The organism is Amycolatopsis sp. 2-15, assembly GCF_030285625.1.
Classification (GTDB): Bacteria; Actinomycetota; Actinomycetes; order Mycobacteriales; family Pseudonocardiaceae; genus Amycolatopsis; species Amycolatopsis carbonis.
Genome location: NZ_CP127294.1, coordinates 6,770,335 through 6,783,595, shown reverse-complemented (window position 1 = coordinate 6,783,595; position 13,261 = coordinate 6,770,335). Strand labels below are relative to the sequence as shown.

11 protein-coding genes are annotated in these 13,261 nt (G+C 70.9%); 4 read left to right on the top strand and 7 right to left on the bottom strand.

Features of this window, described 5'->3' with window-relative positions; all coding sequences use genetic code 11:
• Positions 1 to 106: 106 nt before the first annotated feature.
• Genes QRX50_RS33580 through sucC form a run of 6 tightly spaced genes read right to left on the bottom strand, consistent with a single transcriptional unit; the run spans position 107 to position 5,275 of the window.
• A complete protein-coding gene (locus QRX50_RS33580) occupies positions 107 to 604 on the bottom strand; it encodes a LysR family transcriptional regulator (RefSeq protein WP_285967122.1) in 498 nt (165 codons plus the stop codon).
• A gap of 46 nt (positions 605 to 650) precedes the next feature.
• Positions 651 to 1,508: a LysR family transcriptional regulator gene (locus QRX50_RS33575; protein WP_285967121.1), complete on the bottom strand. Its 858-nt coding sequence runs from the start codon at positions 1,506 to 1,508 to the stop codon at positions 651 to 653.
• 26 nt (positions 1,509 to 1,534) lie between these two features.
• Positions 1,535 to 2,677: a molybdopterin molybdotransferase MoeA gene (locus QRX50_RS33570; protein WP_285967120.1), complete on the bottom strand. Its 1,143-nt coding sequence runs from the start codon at positions 2,675 to 2,677 to the stop codon at positions 1,535 to 1,537.
• 10 nt (positions 2,678 to 2,687) lie between these two features.
• Positions 2,688 to 3,197 (bottom strand): beta-class carbonic anhydrase, encoded by a 510-nt coding sequence (locus tag QRX50_RS33565; protein ID WP_285967119.1) that lies wholly within the window; start codon positions 3,195 to 3,197, stop codon positions 2,688 to 2,690.
• A gap of 2 nt (positions 3,198 to 3,199) precedes the next feature.
• Complete coding sequence (gene sucD / locus QRX50_RS33560) at positions 3,200 to 4,090, bottom strand: succinate--CoA ligase subunit alpha (protein WP_285967118.1); 891 nt, start codon at positions 4,088 to 4,090, stop codon at positions 3,200 to 3,202.
• Between the two features lie 3 nt (positions 4,091 to 4,093).
• Positions 4,094 to 5,275, bottom strand: coding sequence for an ADP-forming succinate--CoA ligase subunit beta (gene sucC, locus QRX50_RS33555; RefSeq protein ID WP_285967117.1), 1,182 nt, complete (start codon positions 5,273 to 5,275; stop codon positions 4,094 to 4,096).
• A gap of 323 nt (positions 5,276 to 5,598) precedes the next feature.
• Between sucC and QRX50_RS33550 the strand changes: the two genes are divergently transcribed.
• From QRX50_RS33550 to QRX50_RS33535, 4 genes are all read left to right on the top strand, one after another.
• Positions 5,599 to 7,341 carry a thiamine pyrophosphate-binding protein gene (locus tag QRX50_RS33550; RefSeq protein WP_285967116.1) on the top strand — a complete coding sequence of 581 codons (1,743 nt, stop codon included), beginning with the start codon at positions 5,599 to 5,601 and terminating at the stop codon, positions 7,339 to 7,341.
• A gap of 15 nt (positions 7,342 to 7,356) precedes the next feature.
• Positions 7,357 to 8,586 carry a formyl-CoA transferase gene (frc, locus tag QRX50_RS33545; RefSeq protein ID WP_285967115.1) on the top strand — a complete coding sequence of 410 codons (1,230 nt, stop codon included), beginning with the start codon at positions 7,357 to 7,359 and terminating at the stop codon, positions 8,584 to 8,586.
• An 11-nt stretch (positions 8,587 to 8,597) separates the two neighbouring features.
• On the top strand, positions 8,598 to 10,736 hold the full coding sequence (locus tag QRX50_RS33540) for an acetate--CoA ligase family protein (RefSeq protein ID WP_285967114.1): 2,139 nt from the start codon (positions 8,598 to 8,600) through the stop codon (positions 10,734 to 10,736).
• A 174-nt stretch (positions 10,737 to 10,910) separates the two neighbouring features.
• Positions 10,911 to 12,314: an OFA family MFS transporter gene (locus QRX50_RS33535; protein WP_285967113.1), complete on the top strand. Its 1,404-nt coding sequence runs from the start codon at positions 10,911 to 10,913 to the stop codon at positions 12,312 to 12,314.
• Between the two features lie 60 nt (positions 12,315 to 12,374).
• Here QRX50_RS33535 and QRX50_RS33530 read toward each other — a convergent pair whose 3' ends face one another.
• Positions 12,375 to 13,112, bottom strand: coding sequence for a GntR family transcriptional regulator (locus tag QRX50_RS33530; protein ID WP_285967112.1), 738 nt, complete (start codon positions 13,110 to 13,112; stop codon positions 12,375 to 12,377).
• Positions 13,113 to 13,261: the final 149 nt, after the last annotated feature.

Sequence of the window (13,261 nt, the reverse complement as noted above, 5' to 3'; positions counted from 1 at the left end):
GGTCAAAGCGTTAGTGCCTATGCCGGGATAGGCCCCGGCTATCGCACGGGCGCGAGGAAACCCGCGAGGACGCGCTCCAGCACGCCCCGGACGTCGACCTGCGGAGTCACCTCGAGCAACGCCCGCGCGAGGATGGGATCCGCCGGTTGCGCATCTGCTGCCCGAGCAGGCACAGCGGCACGGTGGCGACTTCGGCCCAGCGCACGCGCTCGCGGCCGGCGAGCTCACCGTCGCGGGGCGTCAGGAGCAGGTAGCGCTCCTCGTGGAGCGGGTAGGTGCGGACGGTGCTGAGCTCCTCGTCGTCCACATAGGTCCGGGCGATGTCGAGTTCGTACTCCGCGAGCCGGCGCGTGATTTCCCGGGACGGAGGGGATTCCAGCGACACGCGGGCGTGCGGTGGCGTTCGCAGAACCGGGTCGTGAGCAGCGTCGCGGCGGCCCTCGAGCCGCCGGCCGCGGCGCGCGATCGGCGCGCCCAGCTCGTGCTCCAGCTTCCGGATCGCGGCCGACAGCGAGGGCTGCGAGACGTGAGAGCCGTCGGCGGCGCGGGCGAAGTGACGTTCGCGCGCGAGCGCGACGAGGTACTCCGGTTGGCGTAGCAGCACATCTCATCATGGCGCACGCCCCTTACCGGCGAAAGGCTTTGCGGCTTCAGGTCAGATGCCGCAGCACGGCCGCCACCGCCGGCGGGGGATCACCGGCCGGGCGGGTCACGGAGATGTGCCAGGTCGGGCCGCCGCGGGAGAACGGCCGCGAGGTGAGATCGGCGAACCGCGCGGCCACGGACGCGGGCAGGATGCACGCGCCCAGATCGTGGCGGACGAGCTCCGCCGCCGCGGCGACGTCGGTGACCTCGTGGGCCACGGTCCGGCGCACCTGCGCGGTGTGGAACGCCCGGTCGGTCGCCTCGCGGTTGGCCCAGCCCGGCGCGAAGTCGACGACCGCCGCGGCGGCCGCGTCGGCGGCGGTGACCGGCCGGTCGGCGCCGCGATCGCCCGCGGGAGTCATCAGCACCATGGCCTCGCGCCGCAGCGGCCGGCTGACCAGACCGTCGCCGGCCACGCAGTCCTCCACGGCGACGAGAGCGTCCACACTGGACTCGTGCACCGCCGAGCGCAGCTGCCGCGGCGGGACCAGGAGCACCTGCACCTGCACACCCGGGTGCTCGCGGCGCAGCGCCGCGAGCGCGCGGTGCGGGTCGGGCCACGCGCCGGGCATCACCCCGATCCGCACGCGGCCGCCGAGTTTCCAGCGCGCCCCGTCCACGGTCGCCCGGGCGTGTTCGGCGGCCTTCAGCGCGGCGCGCGCGGCGGGCAGGAACGCCCGGCCCGCCGGCGTCAGCGCGACGCGGTGGGTGGTGCGCTCGAACAGCGACGTGCCGAGGTCGCGTTCGAGCGCGCGGACCACCGTGGACACCGTCGACTGCACGGTGTGCAGGCGGTGCGCCGCGGCGGTGAACCCGCCCTCCTCGGCGACCGCGACGACGATCTCCAGCTGCCGCAGGTCCATCCGCGGTCCTCCTCGGGTGCTCGTGGTCAGGGCAGGGGCAGCAGTTCGACGTCACCGCCCCGCCAGCCCGGCGGCACCACGGCGAGGGCGTCGGCGAGCGCCGCGCCCCACAGCGAACCGGGCCGGTCGTGGCCCACCGGTGTGACGTCGCCGCCCGAGCGCACGACGGGCACGAGCCGGGTGTCGCTCGGGTGCGCGGGCAGGGGTTCGGCGGCCCACGCCGTGACGGGCGCCGGCTCGCGGTGGCCACCGAGCTCGGTCAGCAACGGCATGAGCAGCGTCAGCCCGGCCCCGAGCGCCGCGAAGGGGTTGCCGGGCAGCCCGACCACGCACCGGCCGTCGGGCAGCACCGCCAGCAGCTGCGGGTGCCCGGGCCGGACCGCGACACCGTCCACGCGGACATCGGCGAGCAGCGCCCGCAGCACTCCTCGCAGGTGGTCGGCCGGCCCCTTGGAGGTGGCGCCGCAGACCACCACCACGTCCGCGTCGTCGTCGGTCAGCGCCGCGGTGAGGGCGTCGGGCTGATCGGCGAGCCGGACGAGGCCGTGCTCCTCGGCACCCGCGGCGCGCAGCAAGCCGGGCAGCAGCGGCCCGATCGCGTCGCGGACCCGGCCCGGCCGTGGCAGCCCCGAGGTCTGGACCTCGTCGCCGGTCACGACCACCGACACCCGTGGCCGGCGGTGCACCAGCAGCGTGTCGTGCCCGACGGCCGCCGCCGCGCCGAGCACAGCGGCCGTCACGGTGGTCGACGTGGTGAGCAGCTCCGCACCCTCGGGCCAGTCCTCGCCCCGGCGGCGCACGTGCTTGCCGCTCGCCACGGTGCCGCTCACCCGCCGTCCACTGTGGACGGCGTGCTCCACCGGCAGCACCGCGCGCGTGCCGGCCGGAACCGGCGCGCCCGTGGCGATCTCCAGAGCCGTGCCGTGAGCCAGCACGCCGGCGTACGGCGCGCCGCCGGCCCGGACCGCGCCCACCACGGTCCACGGTCCGGGCCCGGCGACGGCGTACCCGTCCATCGCCGAGTTGTCGTACGCCGGCATCGGCACCAGGGCCCGGACCGGGCTCGCCAGCGCCCGGCCCAGCGCTTCGCCCAACGGCAGTTCCACCGCTTCGAGCGGCTTCACCGCGTCGCGAGCGATCCGGCGGGCCTCGGCCCATCCCCGGTGCATGGCGTACCTCCTAGCCCGGCCGGCCCGCGGCGCCGACCTCGGTCATCGCCCCGGTCCGCTCGTCGTAGACGAACCCTCGCACGGACGCGGTGTGCGGCAGGAACGGACTGCTGCGCACGCGGCGCAGGCATTGGCGCACGTCCTGCTCGGCGTCGGTGAACGCCTCGGCCGACCAGGGCGGCCGGATCCCGGTGCCCTGCTCGACCTGGCGCGCGAACTCCGTGTCCGTGAAGGTTCGCATGCCGCAGTCCTCGTGGTGGACGAGGATGCTCTCCCGGGTACCCAGCAGCCGCTGGCTCACCGCCAGCGACCGGATCGCGTCGTCGGTCACGGCCCCGCCGGCGTTGCGGATCACGTGGGCGTCGCCCTCTTCCAGGCCCAGCAACCGGTAGACGCTGATCCGCGCGTCCATGCACGCCACCACCGCCACCCGACGGCGGGGCCGCTTCACCAGCCGGGTGTGGTCGAGGCCGCCGTGGTAGCGCCCGGCGTTGGCGACCAGCGCGTCGATCTCGCCCACGGCTACGGCGTCCCCGCGAGGACTTCGCGCACCAGCCGCGCGGTCTCGCTCGGGGTCCGCCCGACGCGGATGCCCGCCGCCTCCAGCGCCGCCTTCTTCGCGACGGCCGTACCGGCCGAGCCGGAGACGATCGCGCCGGCGTGGCCCATCGTCTTGCCCTCCGGTGCGGTGAACCCGGCGACGTAGCCGACCACGGGCTTGCTCACGTTCTCCCGGACGTAGGCGGCCGCGCGTTCCTCGGCGTCGCCGCCGATCTCGCCGATCAGCACGATCACGTCGGTGTCCGGGTCCTTCTCGAAGGCCTCGACCGCGTCGATGTGCGTGGTCCCGATCACCGGGTCGCCGCCGATGCCGACGCAGGTGGAGAAGCCGATGTCGCGCAGCTCGTGCATGAGCTGGTAGGTGAGCGTGCCCGATTTCGACACCAGCCCGATGCGTCCCGGGCCGGTGATGTCGGCCGGGATGATGCCCGCGTTGGACAGCCCGGGGGAGACGATGCCGGGGCAGTTCGGGCCGATGATCCGGGTCTTGCCGCCCTTGGCGACGGCGTGGGCCCAGAACACCGCCGAATCGTGCACCGGTACCCCCTCCGTGATCACCACGGCCAGGCCGATCTCGGCATCGACGGCCTCGATCACCGCGTCCTTCACGAACGGCGGCGGCACGAACAGCACCACCACGTCGGCGCCGGTCGCGGCCATCGCGTCGGCGACACTGCCGAACACGGGCAGCTCGCGCTCGCCGACCGCCACCTTCTGGCCGGCCTTGCGCGGGTTCACGCCACCGACCACGTTCGTGCCCGCGGCCAGCATCCGCTTGGTGTGCTTCATGCCCTCGGCGCCGGTCATGCCGGACACGACGACACGGCTGTTCTCGTCCAGGAAGATCGCCACTTCTCAGGCCTCCGCGCTAGCAGTAACGGTCGCGAGCTTGGCCGCCTCGCGGGCGGCGTCGTCCATGGTCTCCACCACGGTCACGAGCGGGTGGCCGGCTTCGGCCAGGATGCGCCGGCCCTCGGCCACGTTGTTGCCGTCGAGCCGCACCACCAGCGGTTTCGTCGCACGGTCGCCGAGGATCCCCAGCGCCTGCACGATGCCGTCGGCCACCGCGTCGCACGCGGTGATGCCGCCGAAGACGTTCACGAAGACGCTGCGCACGTCCGGGTCGCCGAGGATCACGCCGAGCCCGGCCGACATGATCCCGGCCGACGCGCCGCCGCCGATGTCGAGGAAGTTCGCCGGTCCCCGCGCGCCCATCTCGGCGGCCGCGGCCGCGACGACGTCCAATGTGGACATCACCAGGCCGGCGCCGTTGCCGATCACGCCGATGTCGCCGTCGAGCTTCACGTAGTTCAGCCCCTGCTCGGCGGCTTCGCGCTCCAGCGGGTCACCGGCGTTCGGGTCGGCGAACGCGGCGTGGTCGGCGTGGCGGAACTCGGCGTTGGCATCGAGGGTGACCTTGCCGTCGAGCGCGATCACCCGGCCGTTCTTGGTGCGCGCCAGCGGGTTCACCTCGACCAGCGTGGTGTCCTCGCCGACGAAGACCTCCCACAGCCGCACCAGCGCGTCGGCGATGTCGTCGGCGACCTCGGCCGGGAACTGCGCCGCGGCGACGATCTCGACCGCCTTGGCGCGGTCGACGCCGGTGAGCGCGTCGACCGGTACCTTCGCCAGCGCCTCGGGCCGCGTCGCCGCGACCTCCTCGATCTCCATGCCGCCGGCCACCGACGCCATGGCGAGGAACGTCCGCTCCGCGCGGTCGAGCAGGTAGGACACGTAGTACTCCTCGGCGATCTCGCTCGCCTCGGTCACCAGCACCTTGTGCACGGTGTGGCCCTTGATGTCCATGCCCAGGATGTCGTCGGCGACCTGTTCGGCGTCGTCGGGCGTGGCCGCGAGCTTCACGCCGCCGGCTTTGCCGCGTCCGCCGGTCTTGACCTGTGCCTTGACCACCACGGTGCCGCCGATCACCACGGCCGCCGCGCGCGCTTCTTCCGGGCTCGTGGCGACGCGGCCGCGGGGGACCGGTACGCCGTGCGAGGAGAACAGCTCGCGCGCCTCGTGTTCGAAGAGATCCATCTGAGTCCTTCCTGGCGGGCCCGGGTGGGCCGCGAACGGGACTGGGGAGGAATAGGGCCGTCCGGGTGCCGTCATCCGCCGCGGCACCCGGGAAAAAACCTCCGGACAAACCTGCGGATGGCCCTGGACAGCGGGTCGCTCGGAGAGTAATCCTAATGCCTACCTCATACGGTATGCAATCTACAGTTTTCGGTGAAGGTGCCGCTGACCTGGAGGGATGCCCTTCGCCGCGGCTGTGGACCGACGGCAGTGCAGACCGGGGAGCGCACCGGAACGAGCGCCCGGATCAGAGAGGTCCGGCGTGAGACCAGAGGAGTTGAGCAATGGCGCCAACCACGACCGGCCAGAACGTCGACAAGGACCGGGCCGCCCCTGCGACGAACGGCGGCCAGCCGGCTCCGGACACGATCTCCGGCGGGCACCTGGTGGCCAAGGCGCTCAAGGCGGAGGGCGTCGACACGATCTTCACGCTGTGCGGCGGGCACATCATCGACATCTACGACGGCTGCGTCGACGAGGGCATCAACGTCATCGACGTACGCCACGAGCAGGTCGCCGCGCACGCCGCCGACGGCTACGCGCGGATCACCGGCCGTCCCGGCTGCGCGGTTGTCACCGCCGGCCCGGGCACCACCGACGCGGTCACGGGTGTGGCCAACGCCCTGCGCGCGGAGAGCCCGATGCTGCTGATCGGCGGCCAGGGCGCGCTGAGCCAGCACAAGATGGGCTCACTGCAGGACCTCCCGCACGTGGACATGATGACCCCGATCACCAAGTTCGCCGCGACCGTGCCCTCGACCGCCCGCGCGGCCGACCTCGTGTCGATGGCGTTCCGCGAGGCCCTGGCGGGTGCCCCCGGCCCGGCGTTCCTGGAGATCCCGCGCGACGTGCTCGACGCGCGGGTCCCGCTGTCGGCCGCGCGGATCCCCGAGGCGGGCCGCTACCGCGCGTCCACGCGCAGCGCCGGCGACCCGGCCGACGTCGAGCGCCTCGCCGACCTGCTGGTGCACGCGAAGAAGCCGGTGATCCTGCTGGGCAGCCAGGTCTGGACCACCCGGGCGGCCGAGCCCGCGGCCGAGCTCGTGCGCACGCTGAACATCCCCGCGTACATGAACGGCGCGGGCCGCGGCACCCTGCCGCCCGGCGACCCGCACCACTTCCAGCTTTCGCGCCGCTACGCGTTCGACAACGCGGACGTGATCGTGATCGTCGGGACGCCGTTCGACTTCCGCATGGGCTACGGCAAGCGCCTCTCGCCCGACGCCACGGTGGTGCAGATCGACCTGGACTACCGCACCGTCGGCAAGAACCGCGACATCGACCTGGGCCTCGTCGGAGACGCCGGCCAGATCCTCGCGGGCGTGACGCAGGCGGCGTCGGGTCGCACCGACAACGGCGCGGTGGCCCGCAAGCCGTGGCTGGAAGAACTGCGCGCGGTGGAGGACAAGGCGAAGGAGAAGCGCCTGCCGCAGCAGCACTCCGACGCGAACCCGATCCACCCGTACCGGCTCGTGCACGAGATCAACGAGTTCCTCACCGAGGACTCGATCTACATCGGCGACGGCGGCGACATCGTCACCTTCTCCGGCCAGGTCGTTCAGCCGAAGTCGCCTGGGCACTGGATGGACCCGGGCCCACTCGGCACGCTCGGCGTCGGCATCCCGTTCGTGATGGCCGCCAAGCACGCCCGCCCCGACAAGGAGGTTGTCGCGTTGTTCGGCGACGGCGCGTTCTCCCTGACCGGCTGGGACTTCGAGACGCTGGTGCGGTTCAACCTGCCCTTCGTCGGAATCGTCGGCAACAACTCGTCGATGAACCAGATCCGCTACGGCCAGGCCCAGAAGTACGGCCTGGCGCGCGAGCGCATCGGCAACACCCTGGGCGACGTGCCCTACGACCAGTTCGCCCGCATGCTCGGCGGCTACGGCGAAGAGGTCCGCGACCCCGCCGACATCGCGCCGGCGCTGCAGCGCGCGCGTGAGTCGGGCAAGCCGTCGCTGATCAACGTCTGGGTCGACCCGGACGCGTACGCCCCCGGAACCATGAACCAGACGATGTACAAGTAGTCGGGAGGCACGAAAATGGGAAAGGCACTCGAAGGCGTCCGCGTCCTCGACATGACCCATGTCCAGTCGGGACCGTCGTCGACTCAGATCCTCGCCTGGCTGGGCGCGGACGTGATCAAGCTGGAGACGCCGGGACGCGGGGACATCACCCGCGGCCAGCTGCGGGACCTGCCCGGAGTGGACAGTCTCTACTTCACGATGCTGAACGGGAACAAGCGCAGCATCACGCTCAACATGAAAAGTGACGAGGGCAAGGAGATCTTCACGAAGCTGGTGTCCGGTGTGGACATCCTCGTGGAGAACTTCGGCCCCGGTGTCGTCGACCGCTTCGGCTTCTCCTGGGAGAAGCTGCAGGAGATCAACGAGCGGCTGATCTACGCCTCCATCAAGGGCTTCGGCCCGGGCCGCTACGCCGACTTCAAGGCCTACGAGGTGATCGCGCAGGCCATGGGCGGCTCGATGAGCACCACCGGGTTCGAGGAGGGTCCGCCCACCGCGACCGGCGCGCAGATCGGTGACTCCGGCACCGGCATCCACCTCGTGGCCGCGATCCTCGCCGCGCTGTACCAGCGCACGAACTCCGGCCGCGGACAGCGGGTGCAGGTGGCCATGCAGGACGCGGTGCTCAACCTCTGCCGCGTCAAGCTGCGCGACCAGCAGCGGCTGGCGCACGGCCCGCTCGGCGAGTACCCCAACGAGGTGTTCGGCGACGAGGTGCCGCGCTCCGGTAACGCGTCCGGCGGCGGGCAGCCCGGCTGGGCGGTGCGCTGCGCGCCCGGCGGCCCGAACGACTACATCTACGTGATCATCCAGCCCGTCGGCTGGGCGCCCATCACCGAGCTGATCGGGCAGCCCGAGCTCGCCGAGGACCCGGAGTGGGCAACGCCCGAGGCGCGGCTGTCCAAACTGGACAAGGTGTTCGCGCTCGTGGAGCAGTGGACCGAGCGCCACACCAAGTGGGAGGTCATGGAGAAGCTCAACGCCCGCAACATCCCGTGCGGGCCGATCCTGTCCACCCAGGAGCTCATCGAAGACGAGACGCTCGCCGAGCTCGGCAGCGTGGTCGAGATCGACCATCCCGAGCGCGGCAAGTTCAAGACCGTGGGCTGCCCGCTCAAGCTGTCGGACTCCCCGGTGGACATCGGCCGCTCGCCGCTGCTGGGCGAGCACAACGACGAGGTGCTCGGCGAGCTCGGCTACGCAGGCGAAGACCTCGAGCGGCTGCGCACCGCAGGCGTGATCTAAGGAGAAGCTGGATGACCACGGGAACCGGCCGCGCTGCGGTCGAGAAGATCCTGGAGAAGGCGGCGGCCGAGGGCCGCTCGTCCCTCACCGCTCCGGAAGGCCGCGCGGTGTGCGAGGCCTACGACATCCCCACCCCGGCCGAGCGCCTGGCGACCTCGCCCGATGAGGCGGTGGCGCAGGCGCAGGAGATCGGCCTGCCGGTGGTGCTGAAGATCGTGTCGCCCGACATCCTGCACAAGACCGAGGCCGGCGGCGTGCTCGTCGGCCTGCGCACGGCCGAGCAGGTGGCCGACGGGTACGCCACGATCCTGGCCAACGCCAAGGCGTACAACGCCGAGGCGAGCATCGTGGGCGTGCAGGTGCAGCAGATGCTGACCACGGGGCAGGAGGTGATCATCGGGTCGGTCACTGACCAGACCTTCGGCAAGATCGTGGCCTTCGGGCTCGGCGGTGTGCTCGTCGAGGTGCTCAAGGACGTGACCTTCCGGCTGGCCCCCACCAGTGAGGCCGAGGCACTGTCCATGGTGGACGGCATCGCCGCCGCCGAGGTCCTCAACGGCGTGCGTGGCAGCGAGGGGGTGGACAAGAAGGCGCTTGCGGGCATCGTGAACAAGCTCTCTCAGCTCGTCGCGGATTTCCCGCAGCTCGCGGAGGTCGACCTCAATCCGGTGCTCGCCACGGCCGCCGGCGCGACCGCGGTCGATGTGCGCATCCTGGTGGACCCGGACGCGGCCAAGGAGCCGGTGCGGTTCACGCAGGAGGAGATCCTCGCGTCGATGAACCGGATCATGAAGCCGGCCGCCATCGCGGTCATCGGGGCTTCGGCCGAGGCCGGCAAGATCGGCAACTCGGTGATGAAGAACCTCGTAAACGGCGGTTACGCGGGCGAGATCTACCCGATCAACCCCAAGGCGTCGGAGATCCTCGACCGCAAGGCGTACGCGAGCATCAGCGACGTACCTGGTGACGTGGACGTCGCCGTGTTCGCCATCCCGGCGAAGTTCGTGCCCGCCGCGCTCGAAGAGGTCGGCAAGAAGGGCGCGGCCGGGGCGATCCTGATCCCGTCCGGGTTCGGCGAGACCGGGAACATCGAGCTGCAGGACGAGGTCGTGGCGATCGCGCGCAAGCACGGCGTGCGCATCCTCGGGCCGAACATCTACGGCTACTACTACACACCCGAGAACCTCTCGGCGACCTTCTGCACGCCGTACGACGTCAAGGGCGGTGTCGCGCTCTCCTCTCAGAGCGGCGGCATCGGCATGGCGATCCTGGGCTTCAGCCGGTCGGCGGGCATGGGTGTGTCGTCCATCGTGGGCGTGGGCAACAAGGCGGACATCGACGAGGACGACCTGCTCACCTTCTTCGAACAGGACGACAACACGCAACTGGTCGCGATGCACCTCGAAGACCTCAAGGACGGCCGCTCGTTCGCGGAGACCGCCAAGCGGGTCTCGGCGAAGAAGCCCGTCGTGGTCCTGAAAGCCGGGCGCACGTCGCAGGGCGCGAAGGCGGCCAGCTCGCACACCGGCGCGCTGGCCGGCAACGACAAGGTCTACGACGACATCCTGCGCCAGAGCGGTGTGATCCGGGCGCCGGGGCTCAACGACATGCTGGAGTACGCCCGCGGCATCCCGCTGCTGCCGACCCCGCAGGGCGAGAACGTCGTGATCATCACCGGCGCCGGCGGCTCGGGCGTGCTGCTTTCCGACGCCTGTGTGGACAACGGTCTGTCGCTGATGGAGATCCCCGACGACCTCGACGCGGCGTTCCGGGAGTTCATCCCGCCGTTCGGCGCGGCCGGCAACCCGGTGGACATCACGGGTGGCGAGCCGCCGTCGACCTATCGGAACACGATCGCGCTCGGTCTGTCCGACGAGCGCATCCACTCCCTGATTCTCGGCTACTGGCACACGATCGTCACGCCGCCGATGGTGTTCGCCGAGCTCGTGGCGGACGTGGTCGAGGAGTTCCGCCGCAAGGGGATCCACAAGCCGGTGGTGGCGTCGCTGTCCGGGGACGTCGAGGTGGAGGAAGCGAGCGACCACCTCTACGCCAACGGGATCGTCGCCTACCCGTACACGACCGAGAAGCCCGTGGCGGTGCTCGGTGCCAAGTACCGCTGGGCGCGGTCGGCCGGTCTGCTCGGCTGATCACTTCCGGCGAGAGGGAAGGAGGCGTATCTTGCCGGACACCTAGCCGTCGGCCAAGCGGGGGACACGAGCACACGCAAGAAGCGCCGGGCGCGCGCGGTCGCGCCCGGCGGGGGACAAGGAGCCACCCCACTCAGAGGGAACCGAAGTCAACGTTGACGAAAGAGAACTCTCATGACCGCAGCCTTACCGACGTACCAGGAGATCGTCGACGACAACGGACGCAAGTACCGGATCGGTGAGAGTCCCAGAGACATCATGGGCCGCTCACGCGCATTCATGGTCTGGCTGCCGTGGGTCGCCATGATGGCGGTGAGTGTGTTCGAGTACGGCTGGGGAGCCGTCGAAGGCACACTCGAAGACAAATACGGCTGGTCGTTGTCGGACGCGTTCTGGCTGGCCAGCATCTGGGCCGTGTTCCAGGCCGGGGTCGCGTTCCCGGCCGGCCGGCTGCGCGAGAAGAACATCGTCTCGGCGAAGACCGCCATGCTGATCGGCGCGCTCTGCTCCGGGATCGGCTACTTCACCATCGCGCACAGCGGCAACCTGGTGCTCGCCTTCATCGGGTACTCCGTGCTCGGCGGCACGGGCGCCGGATTGGTCTACGCCACCTGCATCAACATGGTCGGCAAGTGGTACCCCGAGAAGCGCGGTGCCCGCACCGGCTTCGTGAACGGCGGGTTCGCCTACGGTTCGGTGCCGTTCATCTACCTGTTCAGCGCCTTCCTCGGGCACGAGAACCTGACCATCACGCTCGACGCCATCGGCCTCTACATGCTGATCGTCGTCGGGGTCTGCGGGTTCCTGTTCAAGGACCCGCCGAAGAACTGGTGGCCCGCGGAGGTCGATCCCATCGCGTGGCTGAAGGGCAAGGCAACGGGCAACGCGAAGAGCCTGGCGAAGAACCCGCCGGCCGTCCGGCAGTTCACGCCGATGGAAGCGATCAGGACCGGCATGCTCCCGCTGATGTGGGTCACGCTGATCGTGATCGGCGGTGTGTCGCTCTTCGGCATCAACTTCCAGGTGCCCTTCGCCGAGCAGAGCAACTTCGGGCCGTTCGTGGCCGCGTCGTCGGCCGGCCTCCTGGCGATCGTCAACGGCACCGGCCGCGCGCTCGTCGGCTGGGCGTCGGACCGCATCGGCCGCAAGCAGACGCTGTTCTGGGTGCTCGTGATCGCCGCGATCGCGCAGTTCGGCGTGATGTGGTCGGGCAACACGCACAACCTGTTCTGGTTCATGGTGTTCGCGATCCTGACCGGGTTCGGCAGTGGCGCGTTCTACCCGATGTTCGCTGCGCTCGTGCCGGACTACTTCGGTGAGAACCACAACGCCACCAACTACGGCCTCGTCTACAGCGCCAAGCTCATCGGCGGTGTCGGCGGCGGTGGCCTCGCCGCGGGTGTGATCTCGGCGTGGGGCTACACCGGTGCCTACATCCTGGCCGGCGGCATCGCGCTGCTGTCGGCCGCGATGGTGCTCTTCCTGCGCCAGCCGGGCCGCCGCAGCGGCCCGACCGCCTCGGAGGAGACCGGCGTGGTCGCGCAGGCATCACCGGCCACCGGGAGCGCCGGCAGCTGACGCCTGCCGGAGTTTTCGGTACAGGGCCCGGGAGTGAGGGGGCGGCTGACGCCCGCCCCGTCACTCCCGGGCTGCTTCGGGCCGCTCGTGGAACGCCTGACGTGTGCGTTCCGTGTGGTGGGCCATGATCTTCTCCGCCTTCTCGACGTCGTGCGCCGCGACGGCCTCGATCAGCTCGGCGTGCTCCGCCCACGCGTCGTGGCCACGGGGCCGGGCGATCGGCGTGTAGTACCAGCGCACGCGGCGGTCGACGAGCCCGATCAGCTCGGCCAGCACGGCGTTGCCGGTCAGCTCGGTGAGGAACGAGTGCAAGTCGGCGTTGGCCGTGACCAGGGCTTCGCCGTCGTCGGCGGCCAGGGCCTCGAGACCGGCGTTCTGCAGCTCCCACAGCCGGGCCACGTGTGCTTCGGACGCGCACCCGGCCGCCAGCCGCGCCGAGTGGGTCTCGAGCACCGCGCGGACGCCGAGCAGCTGGTCGGCTTCCTCGTCGGTGGGCATGTGCACGAACGCGCCCTGCGCGGGCCGCAGGTCGACCCAGCCCTCGGTCTGCAGGCGCTGCAGCGCTTCCCGCACCGGCTGGCGGCTCACGCCGAGGTACTCCGCCAGGTCGGCCTCGACGAGGTGCTGCCCGGGCTCCAGCGTGCGGTTGATGATGAGCTCGGCCAGCGCGTCGTACACGACCTGGCGCAGCGGCGCCGGCCGCTCCACGCGCTGGGCGGACTTCGCCGCGAGGGACCCCTTGGCCGTCCGCCGACCGGTGGGCCCACGCTCGGGCAGGGGAGAGGCGGTCTGGGTCACGGGGCACCTCTGGTCTGGGTTGACGCGGTCCGCACGACTGCGGGGAAACCGCGGGATCTCGTGGAGCTGAGCCAAGAATACAGGTTTTGGTATGCAAAATCCCAACTCTTCACTCTGTGGCCTGGATCTCACCCGAAGTGGATCAATGG

What these genes read in the sequence shown, in the direction of transcription:
- QRX50_RS33575 (WP_285967121.1), bottom strand. Translation starts at nt 1,508, where the DNA reads ATGGACCTGCGGCAGCTGGAGATCGTCGTCGCGGTCGCCGAGGAGGGC.
- sucC (WP_285967117.1), bottom strand. Translation starts at nt 5,275, where the DNA reads ATGGATCTCTTCGAACACGAGGCGCGCGAGCTGTTCTCCTCGCACGGC.
- frc (WP_285967115.1), top strand. Translation starts at nt 7,357, where the DNA reads ATGGGAAAGGCACTCGAAGGCGTCCGCGTCCTCGACATGACCCATGTC.
- QRX50_RS33535 (WP_285967113.1), top strand. Translation starts at nt 10,911, where the DNA reads ATGACCGCAGCCTTACCGACGTACCAGGAGATCGTCGACGACAACGGA.
- QRX50_RS33550 (WP_285967116.1), top strand. Translation starts at nt 5,599, where the DNA reads ATGGCGCCAACCACGACCGGCCAGAACGTCGACAAGGACCGGGCCGCC.
- QRX50_RS33540 (WP_285967114.1), top strand. Translation starts at nt 8,598, where the DNA reads ATGACCACGGGAACCGGCCGCGCTGCGGTCGAGAAGATCCTGGAGAAG.
- QRX50_RS33570 (WP_285967120.1), bottom strand. Translation starts at nt 2,677, where the DNA reads ATGCACCGGGGATGGGCCGAGGCCCGCCGGATCGCTCGCGACGCGGTG.